This is a genomic window from Mesorhizobium sp. WSM3873 (assembly GCF_001672445.1).
Lineage (GTDB): Bacteria > Pseudomonadota > Alphaproteobacteria > Rhizobiales > Rhizobiaceae > Mesorhizobium.
Genome location: NZ_LYTM01000057.1, coordinates 75285 through 101879, shown reverse-complemented (window position 1 = coordinate 101879; position 26595 = coordinate 75285). Strand labels below are relative to the sequence as shown.

General features: G+C 59.8%; 16 protein-coding genes and 1 pseudogene. 5 read left to right on the top strand and 12 right to left on the bottom strand.

Annotated features, from left to right (window positions below; all coding sequences use genetic code 11):
* Positions 1-189: 189 nt before the first annotated feature.
* A complete protein-coding gene (locus tag A9K71_RS28935; RefSeq protein WP_082980765.1) occupies positions 190-5073 on the bottom strand; it encodes a winged helix-turn-helix domain-containing protein in 4884 nt (1627 codons plus the stop codon).
* A 98-nt stretch (positions 5074-5171) separates the two neighbouring features.
* Here A9K71_RS28935 and A9K71_RS28930 point away from each other — a divergent pair, with 98 nt between their 5' ends.
* Positions 5172-6032, top strand: coding sequence for a DUF1194 domain-containing protein (locus A9K71_RS28930; protein WP_082980764.1), 861 nt, complete (start codon positions 5172-5174; stop codon positions 6030-6032).
* Between the two features lie 306 nt (positions 6033-6338).
* Positions 6339-7625 (top strand): integrase arm-type DNA-binding domain-containing protein, encoded by a 1287-nt coding sequence (locus tag A9K71_RS28925; RefSeq protein WP_067003907.1) that lies wholly within the window; start codon positions 6339-6341, stop codon positions 7623-7625.
* Between the two features lie 167 nt (positions 7626-7792).
* Here the strand turns inward: A9K71_RS28925 and A9K71_RS32810 are convergent, their stop codons facing one another.
* On the bottom strand, positions 7793-7999 hold the full coding sequence (locus A9K71_RS32810; protein WP_067003905.1) for a helix-turn-helix transcriptional regulator: 207 nt from the start codon (positions 7997-7999) through the stop codon (positions 7793-7795).
* A gap of 182 nt (positions 8000-8181) precedes the next feature.
* Between A9K71_RS32810 and A9K71_RS28915 the strand changes: the two genes are divergently transcribed.
* Complete coding sequence (locus A9K71_RS28915) at positions 8182-8865, top strand: hypothetical protein (protein ID WP_067003903.1); 684 nt, start codon at positions 8182-8184, stop codon at positions 8863-8865.
* A gap of 353 nt (positions 8866-9218) precedes the next feature.
* Here the strand turns inward: A9K71_RS28915 and A9K71_RS28910 are convergent, their stop codons facing one another.
* Together A9K71_RS28910 and traA are read right to left on the bottom strand one after the other, a co-directional pair.
* Positions 9219-9431 carry an AlpA family phage regulatory protein gene (locus tag A9K71_RS28910; protein ID WP_067003901.1) on the bottom strand — a complete coding sequence of 71 codons (213 nt, stop codon included), beginning with the start codon at positions 9429-9431 and terminating at the stop codon, positions 9219-9221.
* A gap of 128 nt (positions 9432-9559) precedes the next feature.
* Positions 9560-12555: pseudogene (traA, locus tag A9K71_RS28905) on the bottom strand (Ti-type conjugative transfer relaxase TraA).
* 173 nt (positions 12556-12728) lie between these two features.
* On the opposite strand from traA, the gene A9K71_RS28900 reads away from it, so the two are divergent.
* On the top strand, positions 12729-13055 hold the full coding sequence (locus tag A9K71_RS28900; RefSeq protein WP_067004184.1) for a conjugal transfer protein TraD: 327 nt from the start codon (positions 12729-12731) through the stop codon (positions 13053-13055).
* A 1-nt stretch (position 13056) separates the two neighbouring features.
* Positions 13057-13350, top strand: coding sequence for a conjugal transfer protein TraD (locus A9K71_RS28895; protein ID WP_067003899.1), 294 nt, complete (start codon positions 13057-13059; stop codon positions 13348-13350).
* Positions 13351-13641: 291 nt separating this feature from the next.
* On the opposite strand, the gene A9K71_RS28890 is transcribed toward A9K71_RS28895, so the two are convergent.
* The 8 genes from A9K71_RS28890 to A9K71_RS28855 all read right to left on the bottom strand — a co-directional run bounded on the left by A9K71_RS28890 (position 13642) and on the right by A9K71_RS28855 (position 26589).
* Positions 13642-14574 carry a hypothetical protein gene (locus A9K71_RS28890; RefSeq protein ID WP_156319949.1) on the bottom strand — a complete coding sequence of 311 codons (933 nt, stop codon included), beginning with the start codon at positions 14572-14574 and terminating at the stop codon, positions 13642-13644.
* Between the two features lie 318 nt (positions 14575-14892).
* Positions 14893-16050, bottom strand: a complete 1158-nt coding sequence (locus tag A9K71_RS28885) for an HNH endonuclease signature motif containing protein (RefSeq protein WP_082980763.1) — start codon at positions 16048-16050, stop codon at positions 14893-14895.
* Positions 16051-16275: 225 nt separating this feature from the next.
* Complete coding sequence (locus A9K71_RS28880) at positions 16276-17004, bottom strand: protein phosphatase 2C domain-containing protein (protein ID WP_067003895.1); 729 nt, start codon at positions 17002-17004, stop codon at positions 16276-16278.
* A 2-nt stretch (positions 17005-17006) separates the two neighbouring features.
* Positions 17007-17708 carry a hypothetical protein gene (locus A9K71_RS28875; protein WP_067003893.1) on the bottom strand — a complete coding sequence of 234 codons (702 nt, stop codon included), beginning with the start codon at positions 17706-17708 and terminating at the stop codon, positions 17007-17009.
* Positions 17705-18274, bottom strand: a complete 570-nt coding sequence (locus A9K71_RS28870; protein WP_067004180.1) for a hypothetical protein — start codon at positions 18272-18274, stop codon at positions 17705-17707. The genes A9K71_RS28875 and A9K71_RS28870 overlap by 4 nt, the downstream gene beginning before the upstream one ends.
* 233 nt (positions 18275-18507) lie before the next feature.
* Positions 18508-20619 (bottom strand): 3'-5' exonuclease, encoded by a 2112-nt coding sequence (locus A9K71_RS28865; protein WP_067003891.1) that lies wholly within the window; start codon positions 20617-20619, stop codon positions 18508-18510.
* A gap of 7 nt (positions 20620-20626) precedes the next feature.
* Positions 20627-23512 carry a site-specific DNA-methyltransferase gene (locus tag A9K71_RS28860; RefSeq protein ID WP_067003889.1) on the bottom strand — a complete coding sequence of 962 codons (2886 nt, stop codon included), beginning with the start codon at positions 23510-23512 and terminating at the stop codon, positions 20627-20629.
* Positions 23509-26589, bottom strand: coding sequence for a DEAD/DEAH box helicase family protein (locus tag A9K71_RS28855; RefSeq protein ID WP_067003887.1), 3081 nt, complete (start codon positions 26587-26589; stop codon positions 23509-23511). Before A9K71_RS28855 ends, A9K71_RS28860 begins: the two co-directional genes overlap by 4 nt.
* Between the last annotated feature and the right edge of the window lie 6 nt (positions 26590-26595).

Here is a 26595-nt window from a genome sequence, read left to right as displayed (position 1 = left end):
GCAAGCCTACCTGTCTGAGGTACAGACACGTCTCCATCCCATTTTCTTATAAATTCGATCAGAATGCCAACCCAGACCCGGAATGGCTGCTACGCACCCCCCACAGCGGACGAAGAAGATCAAAAACATGCTGCGGTATCGGCCTGGCATCGCAGATTGATCACAAGGGCTCTGACCCCGTTGTCGACCTCAGCCCGGACAAGTGCCAATTGCAGGGTCTTCAGGAAGGAAGAAGCTTCGCCGCTCGCAAGCGGTGAGTTCGCGAGGGACGGTGCGCCGAGCGAAGTCAATGAGGTCCCGGGACGTTTGGAAGACGCGAAGGATGCGGACATCTTTTTCGCCGGAAACAATTGCAACGCGGGTGCCGTCGGAACTGAAAGCTGCGCGTGTAAAGCCCAGTAGAATGGTTGCTTCGTCGTGGCTGCCAAGGACGGCAATCTGGCGTCCCGATTGCGTCGCCCAGAGCCGGACCGTGCGATCCTTCGAGGACGCGGTCACGACATACAAACCGTTGGGACTGAACTGAACGCTGTCCACCGCGCCGCTGTGGCCCCTTAGAACGGCCCTTTCCAGTCCGCCAGCGACGCTCCAGATCCGGATGGTTCCATCGCGCGAGCCGGTCAACAGCAACTGACCGTCGGGGCTGAAGGCGACGACCGTTACCGCGCCGGTGTGTCCCACTAGCGTTCTGACGTTTGCTCCGTCCGTGGTCGACCAAATGCGAGCCGTGTGGTCGAGTGAGCCCGTGGCGACGAGTTGACCGTCCGGGCTGAAGGCCGCTGCCGTGATGCGATCCTGATGCCCCACAAGAACCCTGAGCTCGGCTCCGCCCGTCGTCAGAAGGTGGCCCGCATTGTCTTCCCTGGCCGAGAGGATCAGATTTCCGTCAGGGCTAAGAATGGCCTGCGGTAGGTTGCTGCTCGTGTTGATGCCGGCTAGCTCGGTGCCGGTCGCCGCGTCCCACAGCTGCGCGGTGCCGTTCATCGATGCGCAGAGAAGCGATTTGCCATCGCGATCAAACTGGATCTGGATCAGGCCGCGATGTGATCGGAACTGGGCGGTCTCGTGTCCCGTGGCCACATCCCAAACACGGACCTGCCCCCCAAGAGATGCCGTCGCGACACGCCTTCCATCTAGGCTGAACGTCGCGCTTTGAACAATCTCATGTGTATCGAGCCGGATTGTCTCGCGCCCGCTCACGATATCCCACAGGTGCGCCGCGCTGTCGCCGCCGCCGGTCAGAAGGTGGACATTGTCGGGACTGAAGACCGCGAAAGTCGGCCGATATTCATGTGAGAGCGAAGTCGTCAGCGCGCCGTCGACATCCCACAGCCGAGCGGTGCCATCGTGTGAAGCAGTGAGAAGAATGTTGCTGTCGACCGGGCTGAATTCCATATGCTCGACCAAGGATTCATGACCGGCGATCGTCGTCACCAACGAGGCGCGTTCAGCGTCCCAGATGCGGATCGGCCCATTGACCGAGGCGGTCGCCAGGAAGCGGTCGTCCGGGGTGAAAGCACCGTTCATCTCCACATCGCGTTCATCCGTGTCGATGTCTGCCTTCAGTCCCGACACCTCCTGGCCGAGCACATCATCCAGCGTTCCCAACGCTCCATCCCAAATTCGGGCAGTGCCATCGATGGATACCGTGGCGATTCGCTGACCCCCATGACTGAAAATGACGCCGTTCAATTGCGTGTCGCTCTTGCTGCCGGCCAGCTTTGCGATCTCCGTTCCTTTCGACAAATCGAAAAGGCTGGAAGTGTCTCGGTGTGAATGCCAACCCCACGGGCCGGCCAGCATCCGGCTTCCGTCCGGGCTGAACGCCAGGCTGTAGGGCCAGGAGGTCACCCGCATTGACCGCGTCAGCGCGCCGTCTGCGCTATTCCAGATCGAAACAAAATGCTTGCCTGCCGTCGCGAAGCTGCGGCCGTCTGAACTGAAAACAGCACGCGTATATGCGTCGCTTTTTACACCTAGAACTTTCTTTCCGGTCCGAGCATCCCAGAGCGTTGCATCGCTGTTCTCCCCCGCCGTCAGCACCCGGGTGCCATCCGGGCTGAAGATTGCCGTCGGATAATTGCCTACCGGGCGCATGATAAAGAGCTGCTCTCCCGAGACAGCGTCCCAGAAACGTGCAGTGCCATCCCTCGCCGCCGTCAGGATACGGCTCCCGTCCGGGCTGAATTCAGCCCTCTCCAAGGCCGCTTCATGACCCTTTAGAACTGCAGTTTCGGCACCGCTGGAGATGTCCCAGACGGCTGCAGTCTTGTCGTAGGATGCGGTGACGATGCGATCGCCGCTCGGATTGAATGCCGTATCCGTCACGCCGGCGCCATGCCGGAAGATTTTGATCTGGTGGTGCGCCAGCAGAGCCTTGTAGAGGGCTGCCTCCGCCTCGAACAGATATTGCCGCTCGGATTGGTCTTTTGAGGGCAGTGCTTCAAGCGCCAAGAGGATCGCAGCCTCGGTGCTTCCTGCCGCGGTGGACTGCTCCGAAAGGAACGAGAGCGAAAGGAACTGATTGCGCATCGCCTGGTCGCGTTGCGACCTCGCTTCCTCCTGCGCCCTGAAGGCGACCAGCGCGCCTGCGCCCGCGATGAGAGCGAGCATTATCGCCACAATCGCTGCGTTGCGGGTACGTCGCGAAAGCCGGTTTGCTGCGGCCGCCGCCAGGCTCCGGCGCTCGGCCTCGCGCTCCAGGCGCTCGTGTTTTGCCTCTTCGGCGGCCTCGATCAGCGCTAGCGCTGCGTGCCGGTCCTCCTCCTCTTTCTGCCGATGGGCACGCAAAGACTCCTCGATGTACTCAAGGACATAATCGTCGATCTCCTCCCGTCTCGACAACATTAGTTCTTCGCCCTCCGCCAGACGTTTGCCGGACGGAAGGAGAAGCTCTCGATTCCTGCTTTCCAGGTGCCATCGGTGGGCATCAGCCCTGAGGCGTTCGCGCGTCTCGAGAAAATTCCGGTTTGCATTCACAATGTCACTTGCGCGCGGCCAGCGCCTCAACAGTGCTTCATGTGCAACGCGCACGAAGACACGCCCTGCGGCGTCCTCGTCGCTGACGAGGAGCCGTGCGTCGATCAGGGCCCTGACCAGCGTCGATCGCGCGGGAGTGCCTGCAACTTCGGTGAGCAGGGCCGGACGTGCCGTCACGGTGTCATCGCTCAGACTTGCAGTTGTGAGGGCGCCCAGTACCGTCGGTAAGGCCTCCTGGATCTCGGGCGCCAGTAAATCCACGACTTCATCGGCGCGGCGCGCGATTGCGCCTTCGAGCCCGCCGAGCGCGCGATAATCCGCAAAGGTGAGAACGCGGCGCTGGCGGCCGGCCTGGTACAACGCGTCGAGCACAAACTCGAGAAGCGGCAATGATCCGGGATCGGCAGCTGCTGCCTCCTGCAGCACGTCATCGAGTCGCCCCAACTCGGCATTCTCCTCAAAGCGGAGTCCGGCAACGCCCGCCGGCTCACGGATGATCTGACCGATCTCCGGGCCAGTCGGCGGCAGGAGTTCGTAGCTGGAGAGGCCATCCTTGAGCGCCGAGAACCCCGGGACCTCGCCGCAACGGTGAAAAAAATCCGAACGGATCGCCGCGATCACCCAGGCCAGTCCGCTCGCGGCGAGCAGCGTCATGAGCCGCACGAGAGCCTCGCGCGTCGCCGGCTGCTTCTCCGTCGTGAACAGCTCCTCCAGCTGATCGATGGCGACAACCAATCTGATCTGCGAGCGGGCCGACCCAGCGGCTTTGCCAAGTGCCTGGCGAACCATCGCCAGCGCCCGATCCGGCGCGCTCCTGCAAAGCCGAGCGAGCTCCGCGGCTGTTACTTCGCAGGCCAGTTCCTGCACAGCAGCTTCGCTAAGCAGCGCCGCAGCCAGCACAGCGAATGCATCCGGTCCTTCGGAGAGGCGGATCAGGCAGCGGCGCCACGACGATATGCCCGCCACGGTTCCGGGCCGGATCAATGACGGCAGCAGGCCAGCGCGCAGGAGGGAAGACTTGCCGCAACCGCTCATGCCGTAGATTAGCAGGAACGCAGTGCCGCTTGCTGCCTGCTGCTCCAGTCTTGAGGTGCAGGCAGCAATCGCCCGCGCTCTGCCGAAGAAGAGATCGGCATCTTCGAATTCGAAGGCATCGAGACCGCGAAATGGCGACCTGACCGGTTCCTCTGAAGCAAGAGGTACGCGGTAGATGCGCAGGGCACGTGCGACGTCCTTCAGCTTCTGCTCGCCAAGCTCGATGAATTCCAGCGGGAGCCGGTCTCGAGCCTGGGCATGAACCGCTTCCGTGATGCAAATCCCGCCCGGTCGTGACAAAGATTGAAGATGGGCTGCGACCTCGACCGCCTCGCCCCCGAGGTGGTCGCCCTCGTCGACGACATAACCGAGGTGAAGCCCGATGCGGAAGCGCAGGCGCTTTGACTTGGGAACTTGGCAATTCCGTCTGTCGACCTCATGCTGGATGTCGCTCGCACACCGCAAGGCCTCGACAGGGCCTGCGAATTCGGCGACCACGCTCTCTTCGGCGCTCGAGAACACGCGACCGGCATGTTGCACCAGCAGCCGATCGACGATCTGCCTGTACGGCCCGATAGGTACAGCAGCGCCCCGCTCAGCCTCACCTAGCGGCCGACCGTCAGCAGCCAGTTCGGCTGCCAGGATAGTGGCCATTCTTGGGCCGGCGCTTGAAGGACGGACCAGCCGGTAACCACGCCGAGGCACCGTCTCAACAACAGCCTGCCGACCGTCATTGAGCGCCGCACGGATCTCGTGAATGCATTGCACAAGGCTGTCGTCGGTGACCGCGATCCCGTTCCAGACCGCCCTCATCAGCTCGTCCTTGGTGACGACGCGATCAGCGTTCTCCAGAAGGTGACGAAGCACCGCGAAGGTTTGGTGACGAAGTGCGATTGTGCTGTTGGATTTGTCGCGCAAGGTCTCGCTGCTCACGTCGACGGTAACGCCGTTGAGCACGAACATCGTGGGCGGCGAGCTACTCAAGCCGTTTCCCTCAAGCACGAAGCCGCAGTCCAATGTCGATCCTAGCACGGTTTCGCGCTTGCCATCATCATTCACATCGGGCGGGGAGCGCCGATTTCGGCAAATGATCGGAAGCCGTTCGTGACCCCGAGACGCCTCGGACCGACAATCGCAGCGTCAGCGAGAGGCTCACCATGGACGACGAAGTGCAGATTGCTCGAAGTGTGGGCGCAAGGCCGGTGCTCCGGCTCACAGGCGTGTGCCTGATGAGCCTGTTCTTGGCAATGGCGCCCCAGGCTCACTCAACCGACCGTTTCCAGGACGGCCTGGTCGACGTCGATCTGCAATTGATCCTTGCAGTGGACGTTTCGCCGTCGATGAGCAAAGTTGAGCAAAGAGTGCAGCGCGACGGCTACGTCGATGCTTTCCGCCACGCGGATATCGCGGGGGCAGTCAAGTCGGGAGAGCGTGGAAGAATTGCAGTGCTCTATCTGGAGTGGGCAGGGCCAAATCAGCAAACCGTCATCGTGCCGTGGACAATCGTCCAAAGTCGCGAAGACGCTCTCACTTTGGCAGACAGGCTCGCGGCTTTGTCGTTGACTGAAGGCCGCGGAACGTCGATTTCCGGCGCATTGTCTGCCGCGAATGATCTGTTCGCGAATAGTGGCTTGCGCAGCCCGCGCAGGGTCGTTGATATATCCGGCGACGGACCCAATAATGCGGGAGCACTCCTTGACCCCATCCGGCAGGTTCTTCTCGCGGGAGGCGTGACGATCAACGGGCTGCCTATCGCACTGCCCCGGATTGGCGGGGCCGACGGGTTCGCGAGGTATGGCCGTTCCAACCTGCAATCCTATTTCGAGCGCTGCGTCATTGGCGGACCAGACGCGTTTGCGATCGGTGTCACAGAGCCCGCCATGTTCGCCACCGCAGTCCGTCGAAAGCTGGTGCGTGAAATCGCCATGAACACGGATCTGGTGATCTACGCCACCTATACGGCGCGTTCAGACAGCACGACCGATTGCAACCTGATCGGTCAGCTGCCAGGGCGATAACGATCGGCGATAGCATGAGGGCTTGTGGGCGGGCCGCACGAAACGTCTTTCCGGCCACCTGCCTAACAGCCAATTGCGGACGGCTTTGAGGTGCCTTCCCTCTTCGCTAACAGCTTGAAAACATCATAGTATTAGGAAAAGTGCTGGCGGAGAGAGCGACAGCCATATTGCTGTCTCATGTCGTCTCAATCAATGAAAATAATAAGGCAATATCAATGCATTAATCCAAAATGGCTGTCTCGCGCCGTTGCAATTCGGATCATCCAATGCCATTGTTTTTGGCGGGTAAGATGATGGGATTGAGAGATGCCGAAGATCGCGAAGGAACTTTCAGCACTAGCTGTCAAGAACTTGAAACACCCCGGATCGACCACATCGGCCAACGCTGTATTTGCCGTTGGCGGTGTTGCCGGGCTCATGCTCCAGATCACGCCGGGCGGCGGCCGGTCATGGCTATTGCGCACAACAAACGTGAATGGCCGGCGTTGCGAAATGGGTCTTGGCGGGCATGACGTATCATTGGGCGAAGCTCGCGAGCGGGCGAGGGCAACCAAAGACAAAATCCGCAACGGCATCGATCCACTGCAAGAGAAGCGCGATCGTCGCAAAGCTGCGATTGAGGCCGCAAAGCGCCATCTCACATTCCGCGATGCCGTGGACAAATTCCTTGCCGATACGCTGGCGGAATTCAAAAGCGGAAAGCATCGGAAGCAATGGCAATCCACGCTGGACACATATGCAATGCCCGTGATCGGGAATCTTGCCGTTTCCGAAGTCACCAAACATCACATGGTTGAAATCCTTAAGCCGATCTGGACGACCAAGACGGAGACGGCCACGCGTTTGCGGCAACGTTGCGAACGCGTGCTTGATTGGGCAAAGGCGCACGGATACCGTGAGGGTGACAATCCGGCACAGTGGAAGGGCAATCTCAATGCCATGTTGTCCAAGCCAAGCAAGGTTGCGACAGTCGATAATCAACCCGCCGTTCAGTTGAAAGACGCGCCCACGTGGTTCGCAGCATTGCGCAAACGCGAAGGCACGGGTGCACGGGCATTGGAATTCGCGACATTGACCGCTGCGCGATCTGGCGAAGTGCGCGGCATGGAATGGCCGGAAATCGATTGGAACGCCAAATTGTGGACAGTGCCCGCATCGCGTATGAAAATGAAGCGCCCGCACGTTGTGGCGCTGTCCGATGCGGCTATGACAATCCTAACTGCGATGAAAGAGGCCGCGACCGCCGACACAATTTATGTGTTCCCCGCGATCCGTGGCGGCATGCTGTCCGACATGACGTTGAGCGCCACCATGAAACGGATGCACGAAAGCGAGGTCGAGGCGGGCCGCACGGGCTGGCTCGACAAGAACTCGAAGCGTCCAGCCGTGCCCCATGGGCTGCGGTCAACGTTTTCTGATTGGGCAGGGGAGTTGTCCGACTATCCCCGAGACATGCGGGAATTTGCGCTCGCCCACGCCATCAACAGCGACGTTGAGGCCGCATACCGGCGCGAAACCATGATTGAGAAGCGCCGCGCCATGATGAGCGATTGGGCTTCGTTTTTGCGGGGCGGGAACGGACCAAAGCTCTAAGACATGAGCCTCGGCAACGCTGGCCGAAGGCGATAAGCTCGCAAGCAAAACGGAACGCTAAGCTGTCCAGCAATATCGATCGCTGATCGCATCGGGCGAACCGGAATTATCGGCGGTGGCGCTGAGCTGTTTCCGCTCAGTTCGATGGGCGCTGCGTGACGCCACCTCTAATTTCGGCTGGCTAAGCGCACGCCGGGCCCACCACCATTCTCTGGAATGAATTCGATGCCAGCGTTCTCCAAGGCACCTTGTACCGCCTGCAGCGTGTTGTCGAACAGAACCTCGCCGCGCTCCAATCGCGCGATAGTGTTGGGAGAGACCTTGGCGAGGGCAGCAAGCTCCCGAATGCCTAGATGAAGAGCTGCCCGCGCCATCCGACACTGGGCCGAAGTTATTGTCATTCGTAGTAACCCTGTTACTAAGTTGTTGCATTTGCTGGCCATAGATAGTAACACTGATACTACCATTGATGCCGACAAGCATCTTGAGCGGTTGGACAGGTGCGGTCACACCTGTCCAACCTAACCAAAACCCCAGCTTTCATGGAGCTCGGATCATGGATGATTCCGACAATAGCATGAGTTTGTCTTTCGTCACCCGGCGGCGCTTGCTCGCGGGCACGGCCACGGCCGCCGTGGCATGGCCCTTCCAGGTAAAGTCGCGGGCCGCCGAGCTGACGGACGGCAGCAGCGCGGCTGATCCTGCTCTTCGTCTGTGTGGGAACTGGCAAAAGATCCACGATGAGACACTGGCGCTGTGCCGCGAACAGCAGCGGTTGGAGACACACCTCGCCAGGACGGTCGGCTTTCCCTGCGCCAAGCTGCGGCTTGCCGATGGTACGGACGTGACGCTCCATTCCATCGAGAGCCTGAACGATGCCTACTCGCCTGAAAATGAAGTAGAATGGGGCAGGGCGCTTGCGGATTTCGCGGCCCACCAGGCGCGCTGGGACGCTGCTGATGCTGAGATCGGCTATTCGAGAACAGACGAGCTGATCAGGCGATCGGAAACAGCCGAAAGCGCGCTCCTGGATGATCTACCGCATACACCGGCCACGTCCATCGAAGGCATTTTGGCAAAGCTCGCGGTCATCCTGCGTGACGGTGAGCACTGGGAACATCCAGACGATTTCCCCTGGCCGCATATCCGATCGGTGCTGGATGACCTCGCCCGCCGCCATAAATATCGATCCCGAGATGATCGCGGGATCGATTGGGCAACCGTCAGTCGGCGGCCCTGATGGGCAATAGGGACGCAGTCAACTTCGAAGGATGCTGGATCGGGTAACCGTCCTTCACGGCCGCAGCCGCTTCCTGGAAGCCTGCTGTCTCAACCTGAGGGATGGTCACCCATCCGGCACGGGCTCGGAATGCAGATAAGCGGCCAGTTGTGTGGGGTTCCATCCAAAGTTCCTCTGCTTGATCAGCCCGTCTTGATAGGCGCGAGGCCGACTATCGTCTCTGGTTTGCCGTGTGCCTTTGCCTAGGCGACGCTCCTAATGGACATGGCCCACCTGGGCGGCTCGAGCAATAGGCTCGCCGCCGTGACCTGCGTCTCGAAGGGCAGCTTTCAGCGCAGTTTGCCTTGCCCTCATCACAACTTGTCGCCCGCCTCTTGGGGACGCCACGAAACGGGATCGGTGATCCAGCGACTGATGTCGGATTCATGCCAGCCCGCGCCGTGGACGCTGATCTGGATCTGGCGCGGGATCGTGCCTTCGGCGATCTTGCGGTAGATGGTGGACCGGGACAGACCGGTCCGGGAAAGGACGGTTTTCAAGCGGATGATACGGTCTGGTTCGGGCATGGTCGCGCTGCCTCCTGCTGGCTGTTTTTGATTGCTCCTGATCCAGAGAGGACAGACACTACGGGCGCGCAAGGGGGTTTTCTGCATCGTCGTATGCCGGCGTATCGACAGCGGCAAATAGGATGGGTCTAGAGGCCGATGCCCCGGCCCCGCCCGGGGTCGATGCCGTGATTGAAGGCGAGTTCCGCACCAAGGCGCCGACCAGAATCGACGCTGATGCCAAGGTCGTGCTTGCGGTTGGCGAGGATGGATTCAAGCTGCGGATCGCGCTCGAGGCTTTTGGCCATGTCACCCATCGCCGAACGCGTGGCCTTGTAGCCGGACATGTCACCCGCCTGATACTGGTGCTGGCTGGTCCGGTCGAGTTTGTGCCAACGCTCCACGAAATGGTCTGCGCGGCGGCCCGGATCGTTGTCCAGTCCGATGCGGATTTCGGTTTCAAGCTGGAGGGCGCGGATGGCGCGGTTGATCCGTCCGCCGGCGGCCTCGGTGACAAGTTCCGGGCTCTTGACATAAGCCGCCTCGGCATCGCGCGAGCCATGGGGCCGCACCTCGTCGAAGGCTTTTCGGGCGTCAGCCAGTTCGCGCAACCGCATCGGGCTGGCCTTGTTTCCTGCGCCCTCGTCGCTGAATATCGCGTCCATGGCGCGGGCATGACGCACGAGCGCATCGGTTCGGGCTTTTCGCAACGCCGCTTGCCCGCCCTCGGCGATCTCTCTGGCGGGCACGGCGGGTTCGAGGCGCACTTCCTCTCTTTCCGGCCTGCGCATGGCGTCGAAGTCGGGCGCGCCATCTGCCGAAGGGCGCCGGCCGTCGAACATGTTGCGTAGCCTTTCAGGCACGACCTTGCGCACGATCTCGACCACGCGCTGTCGGAAGCTGATCCCGCGCCGCTCGGCATAGCTTTGCGCCGGGTCTATCTGGTCGTAGTCCGACGCCATGTCCTTGGCGCGGTCACGTGACAGCGTCCGCACAAGCCGTTCACGGGTCGTGAAGTCGTCTATGCCGTAATGCAGGTCCATCCTGTCGCGATGCCGCGACAGGGCAACGTAGCTGCCATGCGCATCCATGCCTGGCGTAGCAAGCACATGCGTGCGGTCGACGGTCATACCCTGCGCCTTGTGAATGGTCGCGGCATAGCCGTGGTCGATGTGGGCATAGTCTTTCAGGTCAAAGCGTACAGACCTGCCGTCGTCGGTTCGAACCGTCATGCTCTGGACGCCGAACTCTTCGATCACGCCGAGTGTGCCGTTCTTGACGCCGAGCGACCGCTCGTTGCGCAGGAATATGACGCGGTCGCCGCTTGCGAAGTTCCTTGCACCGCGTTCCACATCCACGTGGACATCGTCGCCGAGGTCTCCAGCAGTGCGCATGCGCTCGCGCGCTGCTTTGTTGAGCGCGCGAACTTCGTCGTTTGTGTGGGTGAGAATAATCCGGCTCGCATCAGGCTCTGTCTGCCTGTCGCGGTCCCAGCGCTCGACCAGATCATTGCGCGCCTCCTCGCGCGACCCAGCCTGGTGCACCATACCTTGTGCTTCATAGGCACCGATCGCGACGCCGATCTTGCCGGTTGCCAGATCGCGCGTGGCGTCACGCTGCCAGGCGTCACGCTGCCGTCGCACCTGACCGATTTCGACGCCGCCGTGGCGTTCATGGATAGAACGGAATGCAGCGCCGGCCTCGATCGCCTGCAACTGCTGCGGATCACCGACCAATACGACCTTCGCGCCAACGGCTGCGGCATGGGAGAGCACGCGCTCCAACTGGCGCGTGCCGACCATGCCAGCTTCATCGATGACCAGAACATCACGTGCGGTGAGCAGATCACGGCCCTGTGCCCAGCTGTGGTCCATGCTGGCGATGGTGCGCGACGAGATGCCCGAACCACTCTCAAGATTCTCGGCCGAAATGCCGGAGAGTGCCGCGCCTCGAACCTCATAGCCTGCTGCTGCCCATGCCTGGAGCGCGACACCCAGCATGGCGCTCTTGCCGGTGCCGGCAAAACCCACAACGACACCAAGCCCGCGGCCGTCCGTGATGTGATCCAATGCATCGGTCTGCTCGCCTGACAGAACAAGGCCGTGACGATTGGCATGCGCCAAAGCCATCGCACGATCCCGGTCACTCACCGCATGCTGTCCCTCTGCAGCCGTGCGTTCCGCCGCGCGATGCAGGCGCTGTTCGGTCTCAATCATTTGCCGTGTGGTGAAGCGATCTTCACCGCGTCCATCCTTGCCGAGTTCGACAAGGTCGGGTGCTTTGCTGATGGCTCCCATCACCGCGTCGAACTGCTCCATTCCTTCGCTGTGTCTATGCGCGAACTTCGCGATGTCCTTTCGGGTAAAGGTCGATTGCTGATGCGTGATCGCATCCAGTGCCATGGATGGATCGGCGACGATCCGCGCGCCATTGTTGCGCGCGATCTCGCGATGCAGCTCGGCGCGATCGGCTTCAATGCCGGCAGCGTCGAGGCCGACGCCCTCGATGCGTTGCGCCGGCGCACCAATCTGTGTTTGCGGCTCCAGGGCAATGCCCTGCGCCTCCAGACTGCGGTGATCGATGCGGGCGTCGATGTCGAGTTCGGCAAGGCGATCATTGGCAAGTTCGGCCCAACGCTCGCGCCAGCGTTCGACCATCTGGGTAGTATTCCAGTCTCGAACTTCGCCCCAAAACCGTTCTCATCGACCGACCGCATCGTGAGCATGACATGGGCATGCGGTTTTGGGCTGCCATCCTCTGCCCTGTCCCAATGCACATTGAGATCGGCCACCATGCCCCGGCTGACAAACTCGGCCTCAACGAAGTCCCGCGCCAGTTCGATGCCTTGCGCTTGGCTCAGTTCGCGTGGAAGAGCGAACTCCACTTCGCGGGCAAGCTGGGCGTCCTTCCTCACCTCGAAGGCCTCGGCGTCGTTCCACAGCAGCTCGCGATCGCTCCAAGCATCTGGCGCATTCGCCGGCAGCATCACCTCGGAATGGACAACCCCTCGCTTGGCCGAGAAGTCATGCGTGCGTTCGATCCGCTCATCGCGCAGCCGTGACGCCGAGCGGTAGGCGGCCGAGGCAACAGCGCTGCTTCCTGCCTTGCGGCCAATGACCTTGACGTGAAGATGATAGATCGCCATCGCGACCAGATCATTTGCACGTCAAACCGCACGTCGGCACGACGTATAAGCGCGCCCTCCCTCGAAAAATTCTCGGGATGGACCAGACCGTGCCGGACTGTCTCGGCAACCCTGAAGCCTTCCGGCTGACGCTCCCCTATCATCGCTGCATCGACAATCGATGGAGACGGCACATGCGCCAACCACGGGACTTCGACGCCGAACTGAAGGCACTGGAAAACAAGGCGCGGGAGCTCAAAACGCGCAAGGTGCAGCAGCTTGGCGAACTGGTGATCGCCACCGGCGCCGATCAACTCAGCGCCGACGAACTGGCCGGTGCACTGGTCGCAATCGCTGAAATGAAGGACGCCGCAAAGCGTGAGGCATGGGCCAAGCGTGGGGTGACGTTTTTCGAGAGCAGATCGCGCCGAACTGCTTCGGCATCTGAAAGCAACCGAGGTAGCGCTCCTGCGCAACCGGGCAGCTCGCATTCGCCGGCAGGCAGCTCAGGCTCGCAATGACATGCGCGCCTGGCAGATCGAACGCCGCAGGCGCACCCGACATCTGATCGAACTCGGCGGTCTCGTGGTCAAGGCCGGCATCGTTGAACTGACTAACGACGACCGCGCCATCATCTACGGCGCGCTCATCTGGATGGCGGACAAGCTCAAAAGCGAGGAAGCCGAACGCGCGCGAAGCCTCTGGTTCAAAAAGGGGAAAGTCGCCTTCGGGAAGGAGCAGACAACAGATGCGCCGACAATCTGGCGGCGCCAGCACAACGGAGCACGACGGCGGCGGCGCGAAACCCAGATATAGTAGCGCCGCCCACTTCGTACCGGCAGTCGATTTTAGGTTCTAAAATTTCGAAGGTCCAGCTGGGGCAGGATTGCGGACCTTCATAAGACGCTTCCATTGTCGTTAGTAGGCGTTCAGGATGGCACGCTTATAAGTCCCAGTCTGCAGTCCGCGCGAAAGTTCGAACAGATCGCCTTTGGTGTTTTGACTCGGAGCTGAAAACGGTTCCAATCCTGTCGGGGGCGCCGGACGAGATGAAACTGGGCACTCTTATGTGATTGTTTCGCCTTTATAATTCCATAGCTCGGGCCGCTAGACCTCAGAAACGAGCGTATCCGGCTCTCGTGCCTTGCGACCCATCTTCTCGGTGATAGGTACCGGTCCCAGAAACGTACCTTGCGTCACATTACAGCTTGTCCCGTGCATATAAGGGCGATCATCACAGGTGAAGCCTGAGACAACCTGGCCGTCGTAGATGCTCAGCTCCAGCCGCTGCAAAACGCCTCCGATACTTTCAGCGAATTCGGACTCTATCTGGCGGAGCATTTCCTGTTCGGTGAGCTTTCGCTCGGCTACATCATGGCGTGCAACTTCAAGGGATTTTTCGAAGGCGCCGTCCGCCGTGCTCGATGCCTTTCTAGCCGACACTTGCCCTTGATGCTTCTGGATGCGGTCGCGCCAATCGCCCGCATATTTCTGAAAGAGTCTGTCCTGACCGATCGTCACCAGAGTATTTTTGTCCGCCCACACGGCATCCGATTTGATCCCGTCTTCTCTGCTCGCAGTGAATTTAGCGACCCAGGGTTTGCCATCCTCAAATCCGAAAGCGAGCAGGAAGAGTATGGGCTTTCCATCGCCGCTGTGGCCCCCGAAGTACGTTTCGCAGTGCTTCGCAATCAGGTTTACCAGACCATTTCTTGTGGGAAGGGGCTCATCGCCTTTTGGTGCCACAAGGGCAGAAAGCGACTGGCTGATATGGGCAATGACAGTCAAAGCCTCAAAGCACGATCCTGAAAATCCCAGCCCGATCTGGGTCTCGAAATACGGATCAAGCCACGCCCCCACTACAGGGCTCAGACTCTCGATCCTGTAGCAGCGGACGGGCACGGCAAAGAGTTTCGTCGTTGTGTCGGACACAGTCTTAAAGGAGCCGTCATCGCGCCGGATCGACGCGCGTGTGTCAGCCAGTGCCGTTATTCGGCTGACTCCAAAACTCTCTTCCATCCTTACGCAAACAAGTGTCATGCTGACTTCCGTTCCAATTCCCAGTCAATGTTCCGGTTTACGCGGCGTAGAATCCGATATGCATAGCTTCCGGCCCGCCTTGCGTTCCCGCAAGCTCTGCTTCGTTTGAGCCGTCCGTCGCCTCACCCGTTGAGGGCGAGGGCGATACGGACGAGCACCCTGCTTTGGTGGTGCGTACCCAAGACTCTCTTCGCGCAAGGGATCGCCACCCGAAGGGCCGAGACGCGCTGCGGGTCGGGGGTCGCGTCGCGCTGTAGCCGTCAGGCGCAAGCGGAAAGACCCTAGAGCCCGGCCCGGAAGGGATGCGCCCGCAATCTGCTAGCAATAGTCATCGATCGAATCACCATAGTGCTCATACGGCGCGCCGATGGCCTTGCAGTGCTCCTTCATCGCGCCTTCCTGCGCAAAGAACGTACCGCAGGATTCGTGGCAGAACTTTTCCCCTTCAACATATATCTGGGCGCGCGCCCAGCCTTTGACGCTTTCGGGAGGCGTGCTGCTGACGACGGACAGTATGTTGCCCGGACCCATGGCCGCCGCCAGCACAACATTCTCGCCGTAGCGATTGCGCGTGAACACGGAGCCCGGTGACAGTCGTTCGAGATAAGGCGCCAGCGCCCCGTCCGTCACCTCCACAGGACATTGCGGGAATTCAGTCGGCGTGCGCCATTTGCGCTGAAACGCGCTCGCCGTCAGCGACTCGGTATCAAGAAGCTCAGGCTCGGAGAATGGCCTCCTCGTCATAGCGCCCGGAATACGCACCTCACGCTCCGTGAGCGGAAACGTAAAACCCGGCACATCCAGCGCCTCCCGTTGCGCGGCTGTCAGCTGCGCCTCATCGACCGGCGCAGCGCCTCGATCGTCACGCCTTTCCGGCGAAAACAGCCAGTCACCAAGCGTGCCGCCTTTGCCGTTTTGAGCCGTAGCCGCCCATGCCAGTAACCGCTGCCTGCTTTCCTCGGCCTGCTCTTTGGTGACGATCCTCATCCACTCCCAGTTCGGGATGAAGGATGCGCCCGGATTGCGGAAGAACGCCTCCAGCGAGCCATAAGCCAGCTCAATCCGTGCCCGCGTGATCGGGTTCAGCAGGATGTTTTCGAGCCGTGTAACCCAGCGCAGATTGTCCGGCCTATTGTTCAGCCTGTTGGTGTCGATGTGATCGACCACATGCTCTGACGACGGACAGCCCCCATGAAAAGCGGTCGCCACGATACGATGCACGACATGACCGGCGATCTCGAAATATCCGGAATGCCGGTTCAGCGATCCGAACGTCCAGACCTCGTCCAGCTGCCGCCGCCGGCCTCCGGGCCGCGCGCACCGGAACACCCCGCCGTTGTCGCGTACGCGAAACCGCTCGTCCTTGAACGCAACCTCAACCTCCATCTCGAATACGAGAAGCAGTTCGGAAATTCGCGGTTGCTCGGCCTTCGAATCCAGCGCCGGCATCCGCGCAAAAATATCCGTGTCGTGCATGGCACGCCTCCATGGATTGTTTTACGTGATTCATCAGCCTTGCCAGTACATACTGGTGCTGGATTGTTTGCGGCCGCAGTAATCGAGGTGCCAGGCGCAGCCTTATGCTCACTTGCACTGGGCAAGTCTGCCTACGCCCCGGACAAGTGTCAAGCAGTGCTGTTTGGCGATAAAGTCGAGCGCTACGGAGGACAGCGCCCGCAGACAGCCCGAGAGTTAGAAGGCTTACGAGCTTGTTCGCAGGTATAGATTGCTGGAACCTCCGATGGACTGTACGTCACCTTTCCCATCACCTTCCAAGGGACGCAGGTGAAGGACGCTTCGATCATCGCCCGTTGCCGCAATCGGGACATCGCTGCCGGCGAGGAATGATACTTGCTCGCCCCTCCCGAGCTCGGCCCAGAAGCCGTCTGTGGCTATCACCAGTTCCTGGTCAAACTTCATTTCTATCGATGCCGGCGGCATAAACTCCCGCGCGCGAAAACTGCGCGTCAGGCGGTGACGCGCCGGCACATCCATGATGTCGGGTATCGATATATCCCCGGCGAGGTTGGCGAGCGTATGCGGCCGGCTCAGCCAGTCTATTCCGGTCTTGTCGTCGCAAGCTCCTAAGAGGCAGTCGCCAGCATGAAGAACCAGAAGATCGCCCGCGCTTCGAAAATGCGCGATCATGTAGCTCGCTGAATCGCGTGGATGTTCTTTAAACAGGGCGCGGTGTGTTTCCCGGATGTGCGCGATGAGAACCTCGCTCGTTATGTCGCCCTCCGCGCTGACATACCAATCAACGAGCGCCCTGCTGACCTTGCGCACCAGGTCTCCGCTATGAGGCCCGCTGGTCGAGCCATCCAGAACAACGCAGAGCGCCCCGTCCTTGCGAAGACCGACCCCCGCACAATCGCGATTGTCTTTGGTCTTCGTCCCGGTCTGGCTGATCCATGTTACGGCCACCACCATTGTCACGCACCACCGCGGCTTATGGCGACAAAGCGGTCACGTACAATATCCGACCGGCCCGGCGGCCCACGGAGGTTCCCTTCAAGAAAATACTCAAAATCGTCATCTTCAAGCAGCGCTGCAAATTGCTCGGCAATGTACGTACGGATTTCGGCGTCGCCCCCCAGGATTTCGTCGACGATCTCCGGCCGGCCATCAATGATCAGGAGTATGTCCTCCATATCCCGGCTCGTGAAAAGATCGCCGCCGCCGCGGCCTAGATAGGCTTCAAGCTTTGTCGCGACAAACAATTCGGGTGCCAGTCGCTTGATGGTGAGCCCGTCCGTGAGGGCTTGGTCAACAGAGGTCTCAATCCCTTTGGCGTACCAGCGGTTGCTGAAGCCAAGGATGCTTGCATCATCTGGCATAAAATCGACTTTGAGGTCGCCGAGCCTCATGCGGCAGATGACTTCGTCCTGCTGCGACTCGCCAAATCCTTTTTGCCGCAGCTCTTCCTGGAGCCGCGCCCAACTCGCATATCCTGCGAGGTCGACAATGAGGTCGACATCATCGGTTGCCCTGACATCTTCGAGTGTCACTTCGTCGGTGATAAACAGAGCGGTCGTGCATCCCCCAACGAACACCAGCCGCTCGCGAAAGTCGCCGCCCAGCGCCTCGGCAACGGTTTGCAGCATCTGGAGAAGCTGGCCTTTGACCGTCGTCATTTCTTCAAAAGCCTTTCAGAAAGGCGCTGCCCCGCCAGTCCCGCCTCACGCTGGTTTCCGAGCCGGATCGCATCGACGAGAGCCAGATACTCGTACAGTCGCTCATCTTTCTGGACGGCTTCAGGAACGCTCTTGAACAAGGGCTCGATCGATTGCCCCATGTCCTTACCTTCCGCATAAGGCCAGATGTGTATGTACTCGCCGCCGCTGACCAGCAGCCCCTTTAGCATGGGCGCTGCAAAGGCCGTAGGCATGCCGCGCGTGATGCCGCCCGGCTTTACCGGAAACACAAACTTCAGCCCATGAGCGATGAAGCTATTGAGATTGCGGCGGTGGGGGTTGGCACGCCCCGTATCGCGGTCTTTGATGGCCAGGCCCGACGCAAGGCTGCGCTTAATGGAAGCGTTGATTTCCGTCTTGCTGATGCCCAGAAGGGATTCCAGGCCGCGAACCGAATACGGCGCTTCGCCCGCGAAGCCCCAGTGAGGCTCGCCGAAGCCAACGAGCCCCTCCTGCTCCTGCAAGCTGGCGAGCTTCAGAAGCACCACGATATCCTGACTTTTCATCCCGTTCATGCACTGTCCTCTGTCCTAGGACCAAGGACATACCATCACGCCCAGGCATAAACTGTCAATGAAAATGACCCGCCAGTCCGGCTAAACAGCGCAAAAATCAGAGTTATGGCAATTGGTTGCCCGTTCAACTACGCCAGAGCTCAGGCCGGCGCCTACTTGTGCACGAGATACTCCTCTACGATCTGCTCAAGTATGTCCTCTTTGGTTGCCATCGAGCGATCCGCTTATTTTCTTGGCGCGCTTCGCGTCCCGCTGAGGGATAGATCGGAGAAGAATTCGGACGCAGGCTCGACACCTGAGACAAGAAGGTGATCTCGGGCTCGCGTGCAAGCCACGTAAAACAGGTGGCGTTCTGTCTCATAGACTTCATCCAGCTCGGACTCGTCGGCTACGGTCTCAACACGTTCCTGCAATGGCAGCACGTCATCGTCGCAAGCCATGACCGCGATTGCTTTATATTCAAGACCCTTGGCAAGATGCATCGTCCCGATGGCGACGCGGCCCTGCGGCTCCTCCAGCCGCTCGGACAGTTCAAGCTGAATATGACCGGCGGCCTTAACCGCCGCGCGGACGCGGGTAAGTTCAGCATTAGACCGAACGAACAAACCGATCTCGGCAGGGGCAACGCCTTCGCCGACGATCGTCTTTATCCAATCTGCAATCCCTTGCACTTCAGCATCGGCGCTGGGGAACGTCCTGATAGCGGGTTCGGGGCCGTTGAAAACCGAGACCGTACCGCGACGGTCTTGCTCCACGCCGTCCACGTCCTGGACCACCTTGGGCAGGAGGCGGTCAGCCGCCTGGCGTATCTGGTGGGACGTCCGGTAGTTGACTTTCAGGGTTTTCGAGCGTCCCCGGATGTCGACGCCAAGAGCCTTCCATGAGAACGGCTCCTGGAAAATACGCTGTCCAAGGTCGCCCGCGAAAAACAGCGTATCAGGGCCGGCAGGCGTGATCGCTGCTAGCATGCGCAGCTCGGGCACGCCAAGGTCCTGCGCTTCATCGACAATGGTATGTGTGAACGGCTTTTCGGATCGTGCCGAAAAATGTCTGGTGACCTCTCCGAAGGTCATCGGCCATGTCAGCAAGCCTTGGGCAGCGAGCAATGCCCGCGCACGTTCGAACACAGGCCACAGCGTTTCGCGCTGCTTGACGCCAAGCCGGTTTTTGCGGCCAAGCCTTGGCACTTCCTGATAGGCAGCAGCGTCCGTCACCTGCCAGGCATCGACGACGTTAAGCCACTCGGATGCGAGAAAGCGCGGCGTAAATGCGGTGATGCCCAATTCGCTAGCAGCGGCTTTCAGCGCCGCGCGCACATGCTCGTCCGACGCTGCGCGGGGATGATGCCCAAAGGCCAACGTGAACAGCTCGCTCGCAACGCCTTTGAAGGGCAGGACCCTCACGCGCGGGATGATCCCTTTCTCCACTCCCGCCAAAAGTCGAAGCTTGCCCTCCAGTGCGTTGGCGAGCGGCAGCGAGAAGGTCGTAAGCAGCAGCCGCGCCTGCGGTTCGCTCTTTAGAATATTGGCAGCACGATGGATGGCCACAACCGTCTTGCCCGTCCCGGCTGAACCCGAAACCCGGGCGGGACCGGAGAATTTCTGCGCCACGACCTGACGCTGGGACGGATGGAGAAAGACAGCCCACTGATCCCACGGAAAATCGAGCGCGCGTTTCAGTTCGTCCACGTCTTCCAGCACGCGGAAGCGGCGCTGTGCGTCGGGATGTTCGAACGGGTTGGCGACTTCCGGCGATATGATCGCAGGCAGCTCCGGCTTCTCGCCAACAGCGAGATCAAGGAGCGCTTCCGCCGCTTCTCCGGGCAGATGGGCCACAAGATCAAAGATCGTATCTTCGGTCGCCTTCCTGACGTCGGCGAGCCAGTCCTGCGGCACGCCATAGACCAGCAGCTCATCATCACTATACCGGGCGAAGAGCGGCGGCAGGACAATTGGAGTCGGAGCCGTCACCACCTCAATCGGCTTCTGGATCAGTATTTCCTGGACGCGCTCCCGCACCTCGACAATCTGCGCAGCGCCCGTGCGGGGGTGGGTTTCAATGCGGCGCCGTTCAGCCCACGCATACGCGGGATCGTGATGATCGACGTAGCAGACGAGGAAGCTGTCTTCTGTCTTATGGACGATCAGCCGGATATCCCGGCTCACGCGCACAGACCAAAAATTCTCGTCCTTCGAATTATCGATACGATGAAACTGAAGGCTGGGATGGGCGGGGTCCATTTGCAGATCGAAGACGGTCGTCTTGACCGCCTTCTGCTCCTGTGCCGGGAGCTTCGCGAGCGCCTTGGAAAAGCTATCAGCGATACAAAAGATCATCCCGCCCCTATACCGCAAAAACCTTCATGACTTCGTCACCGAAGTGGTTAATGACCTTGACCGCGAAGCGCCCTGTCTCCGGCCTTGCGAACGGACGCGAAGTGTCGCGGTAGAGACTTGCCCAAGCATCCTCGTCGATCTCCGCTTTCAGGGCCGTCTTCAACGATTTGTATGGATCGTTCGCGCCCATGAAATACGCATGGCGGACAAAGAAGCTGGTCTCGTCATAGTCCGTGTCGATGAACCAGGCCGCGATGTCATCCTTGCCGCTGGCGCGGACGTCACCAGTCTTCGGGTCGAAGACGTCGACGCCGAGAACCTCGACAACGATCTCGCCGTCGCTATCAAATTCCCATTTGATATCCGGCTCGCCGAAGACGACGAAGAGGTTGCCTGCGCCTGTATTTTTCAGTTCGTCCGACATGTGCAGCTCGGGATTCATCTTCGCTTTCAGGATCGGCAGCGGCCCCAGCTTGTTCAGCTCCGATGTGTGAGCCTCGAAATTGAAACCGCAGGCGATCAGCGCGTCAAACCGCGCATCGAGCGCTTCACGGGCCGCCGCGGTCAGGTCCGCCCGGCTGACGGTACCGAACTCCGGGCCGATGAAGACGGCGACCCTCTTCTCCGTCTCACCCTCCATGAATCGACCATCACCAGCAATGTAATCACCAGGCCATCCATTGATGGCGGTGAACTCGATGCGGTCATCCTTCTTGGCCTGCTGCACGCCGGAAGACTTGAGGTGTTCCAGGATCATGGTCGTGAAGTCGTTTAGCTCGTCCGTGCCCTTCGGCAACGTGCGCTTACGCTTGCCTGCTGCAGCGTCTAATTGCTCGATCTGCTCGATCTCACTGGCTGGGACAACGCGATGCGGCGAAAGGCTTTCCACCGTGAAGGGCCCTGCGACACGCACGCGGTTCTTGTCTTCGAAAGGTCGATCGTAAAGAAGCTCGACATCTGCCCTTTTAGAAATAGATGCATCGATCTTCTTCTGTCGGGCGTCACGCAATTCCCACCAAGCTCGGTGTACCCCTTTGATATTGTCCGACCAGTCAGACATTGCGTCACGCGGGATTTCCCAATCCTTCCATTCTTTTCCAACAGCGGCACAGAGGTCGAGTCGCAAGGGTTCCAGCTTTGACTGGAACTCTTCCCAGATAACGTCGATTTCCGAGTTGTTAGCGATGGATTTCAAAGTGATGTGAGGAGCACGCTCGTAAACAAAGCCCTGCCGGATATCACCATGTGTAGACGCGTCTATCGGAAGCTTCCCCGCCAATTCGGCTTCCTTAAGCCGTCCCTCTTTGCTGTCCGACAGCTGATAGTAGGGATACTTCGCTCCCATGACGCGCGCACGCGCTAATGCTAGCGCTACCCGAGACGTATCAATCGTGATCCAGCGGCGACCCCATTGTTCAGCGACCGTGGCAGCAGTGCCAGAGCCGCACGTTGGATCGAGAACGAGATCGCCAGGATCGCTTGCCATCAGTATGCATCGTTGAACCACTTTGACGCCGCTTTGAACGACATAGACCTTATCTTCGGTGAAGCTCCCGGTACCTGTGTCTGCCCAAAAATTGTTTTGTGGGATAATGGGGTAGTCGCTCAGAAGCTGGCGATATCTGACAGAGCTTTTGACTGGCTCGATCCGGTCAGCTTTGATGAGCCTTTCGGCTCCATCCGCTGTAGTTCGCCACCCCCTCGGCAACGGGCTGTACCCGCGTCCTCGAAAATTCAGCGTATAGACCGTCGTCGGCTTTTGAGCCGTCAGATCAGAGAGAGTGAACTGATTACCTTCTGCATCGGTACGGTACACTTGTTCGAACGATGAGCCGTCCTGCTTTGTTTTGTACAGTGGTCGGTATTTTACTGATTCAGCATTCTTCGCATACCACAGAATAAAATCCGTTGTAGAAGGAACAACAAGAGTTTTACCAGACGGACTATTTGTACTGCTCGATTTTGAGAAGCTGATAGTGCTTACGATGTTTTCTTCGCCGAAAACCTCGTCTAGTACCGAGCGAACGCGGTGAACATTCTCATCTCCTATTTGAACGAAAATGCTTCCGCTCTCCGTTAGGAGATCACGCATGGCGGTCATTCGATCACGTAAGTACGTCAGATATGAATGTATCCCGTCCTTCCAAGTGTCACGGAACGCCCGCACTTGCTCTGGCTCGCGTGAAATCTCCTCAATCTTCCCATCTTTTACATCGCGCGACCGCGTTGAAACCTGCCAGTTCGAATTGAACTTGATACCGTAGGGCGGATCAAAATAAATGCACTGCACCTGCCCGCGCAGGCCCTCGCGCTCGGCGAGGCTCGCCATCACCTGAAGGCTGTCACCCAGGATGAAGCGGTTCGACCAGTTCTGGTCATGAACGTAGAACTCGGTCTTGGCCTCGGGATCGATACCGTTGAAATCATGAAAGAGGTCGGGTGCGTCAGTGTCGGCTTCCCGCTTGGCCTTCGTCTGCCGGGTCAGGTCGTCGATGATCGCCTTGGGATGAATCTTCTCCTGGATGTAGAGCGGCGGCGCATGCACCACGAGATCGGACCAGTCCTGCTGATCCTTGCCGCGCCAGACGAGCTGCGCGTCTGAAATATCGACGAAGCCGGTCTCGGCCGCCTTCTTAATTTGATCCGCCGTCAGCCTTACGCGCGCGCCTTTCCAGACCATCTGCGGATCAAGATCCTTATCGCGCGGCCGGGCTTCGCCCTGCGCCAACGGATGACGGCGCGGATATGTGACGGGAGCGAAGGGCGCGATCTCTTCAGCGCGCTGCGCCGCCGATTGCAATTCGGCAGTCGGGATGTTCTTGCGCTTGGCCTGAGCGTGCCGAAGGGCCTCGACCTGCTTCGGTGCTCCTGCCGGTTTTTTACCCTTACTCATGCCCCACTCGCTTCTTTCAAAAGTTCGGCACCGTTGTTCACGACCGCCCGGTCGATCAGCGCCCCAAATTCTTTTTGCATCTCAAACACGTCGTTAAATTCCTCGAAGGCCCACCGCCCGAAGGTGCCGAGATTGTTGACGCCGCGCACCCATTTCTGGAGCATCGTCTCAGACTTCAGCTTCACGTTCTCGCGGCGGTAGCCCTTCACCTCGACAACAAGGCGCAGAAGGTCATCCGGCCCTCGGCCATCGTTGATGAGAACGACAAAATCCGGCACATAAAACCGCGCTATCGAACCATCCTTGTACGGGACTTCGAGCCCGAGGCCCTGGTTTTTGACGTAGCTCACTACCCGCGGATGGTCCTCCGCCGCGCGGGCGAATTCGGCCTCCCACTCGCTGTCGCAGACGACATAGTTGATGTGACACTTAGTGGGGGAGGTCGCGTACAGGTCCTTGCTGGTCATGAACCCGACATGACGGGTTGAGCCTCTCGGATTGTAAGGATCAAGCACAGCACGTATGCGTTCTTCGTCGCCGATTGCCGCTGCGATGGCGTTATAGATGCGCTCCGCCGCCTGGCTGGCGATGCTCAAAATCTGGAGCATCCAGGTGCCGGTTCCGCCCTTGCACTCCAGATAACCCTCGTCGATCCAGCGCCGGACTATGCGCTGGATTTGATAGAACAGATGCAGCTTCGGCTCGCCGTCGGCGTCCTTGAAATACGAATACAGAAGGTACTTGGCGAGTTCATAGGACACGGTACTGGGCCGCTTGTCCTTCATTTCGGCGACGGTCAGTGTGACGCCTTCGCCGACGATCCCTTCCAGCAGCGTCTGGCCGGGCCCGACCATGTCGGGCGTCAGCACCAGCTTCGAATTCGGATTGAAATTGGCCTGGAGCTTTTCCTCGGGAAGATCGATGCGGTAGCCAACGACACGCGGGAATTGAATCTCCAGCGCCGCACGCTCTTTTACCGCCGCAACGCGCGTCAGCTTCTTGGGCGGCTTGACCGCAGCAACCTGGGGCTTGGCGGTAAAATCGAACGGGATGCCCATGATGTCGGCATATTCAACATTGAACAGGCCCTCGTCATTGAGGTCATAGGAATAGCGGCGCAGCCCGCGCCCGACGACCTGTTCGCACAGCAGTTGGGTGCCGAAGGCGCGCACGCCGAGAATGTGCGTAACAGTGTTAGTATCCCATCCCTCGGTGAGCATGGACACGGACACCACGCAGCGCACCTGCTCGCCGAGCCGTCCTTTCTTGCCGACCGTGTTCATGACCTCGCGCAGCAGGTCGGAGTCCGATATCTCTCCGACTTCGCCAGAGCCCGATCGCTGCGCGATCTCGCGCTTGTACTGCTCGATTTCGAGCGCCGCGGCGCGGCGGAAATCGTCATCGAGCGCGCCGCCGGATTCCAGCTGCTTGCTGTCGATCAGAAGCGTATTCGGCCGTGCAAGACGATTGCCATGCTCATCGAAGTTGCTGAAGAGCTGAAGGTTGCCATGGTGGGCGGTGCGCAGTTCGGCCGAGTCTTCCGCCACCGGCCGCTGCCACCCGGAAATCCACTCATAGACGAGCTTTGAAGCCGACGTGTTGTTGCAAACGACGATGAACACCGGGGGTGATTCGATCCCGGCTTGCCGCCAGCGCTCAAACGTTTCCTGGTAGTGGTTATAAAGTGCGACCAGCGCCGTCTGGAGCTTGGCCGGGAGCGATTGCGGGTCGAGGTCGCCCTGTCCTTTGCCGCGCCCCTTCTTCGGCATGTCGTCGCGGATATGCTCCCACAACTCGCGGAAGATCGGCACCTCGGCTTCGGGAATATTGTCTGCAACAGGTACGCGCGGCAGCTTGACGATGCCGCACTCGATGGCGTCCATCAGCGAGAAATCGCTCACGGTCCAGGGGAATAATGTTCCTTCTGCATAGCCTGATCCGCGGAGAAAGAATGGGGTCGCCGAAAGATCATAGACGGCGCGCACGCCCAGCTTGCGCTTGAAGGTTTCGATGCCGCTGATCCAGAGCCGTGCCGCATCGTTTTCGTTTTGGGCGTCTTTCTTCTCGTCGCCCTTGAGGTCTTCGAGATCGTCGTTGCCTGGCTTCTCGCGGTAGCAGTGGTGGGCTTCGTCGTTGATGACGACAATATTCTTGAGACCCATCAGCTCCTCGGCGACGCGCCGGACCATCTGGCCTTCGGTTTCCTTGGTGGCGATCGGCTCATGACGGCCTTGCAACAGCGAGCGTCCGACCTTGTTGACCTCAAGGACCTCGCGCAGCTGCAAGGCGTGGTAGTTTGTAATGACGATCTTGGCCTTGCCGATATCGTCAAGCATGTCGCCGGGCACCAGCTCCCGCGCCCGATAGTAGTTTTCCAGGTCGCTCGGCAACAGCACGCGCAGGCGGTCTTTGATGGTGATGCCAGGCGCGATCAGCAGGAAGCCGCGCGAGAATGTATTGCTGGTCGGTGAGCGGACGGCATTAACGGTCTGCCATGCGATAAGCATGGCCATGACCGTTGTCTTTCCCGCGCCGGTCGCCATCTTCATAGCGATGCGGATCAGCTCGGGATTGGCCTGCTCGTTCGCGCCAAGAATGTGCTCCCAGATAGTCGCGTATTGCTTCCGGGACTTCGCCACTTCGGTGAGCCAGATGACCGTTTCGACGGCTTCGATCTGGCAGAAGAACGGCTTCGTGCCCTGAAACTGATAAGTGCGCCAGTGATTCAGAAGGCGCGCGGTCGCAGGCGTTACACCCCAGCTTGATTGCGGCAATGTCCGCCAGGCCGCGAGGTGTCCCCTGATTTCATTGATGATAGGGGTCGGGTTGTATTCCTGCTCGTCTGTCGAAATATCATCGCCCGACTCAAGGATCAGCTTGCCCTGCGCCTTGTCTGAACGCTGCTTTCTCTTTCGCGGTTTGGGGACAGGTGTAATGAGTTCGGACCGCCGCCGTCCGACTCGCGGGGGTTCGTTCAAAGGCTGGCCGTCGGGATCGAGCGCATGATGACGCTGCGGTTCCTCATAGGGCGAGTTGAGAATGGGCTTCTCAAAAAATGATGGCGCGGCTGTCGTCATTTTATC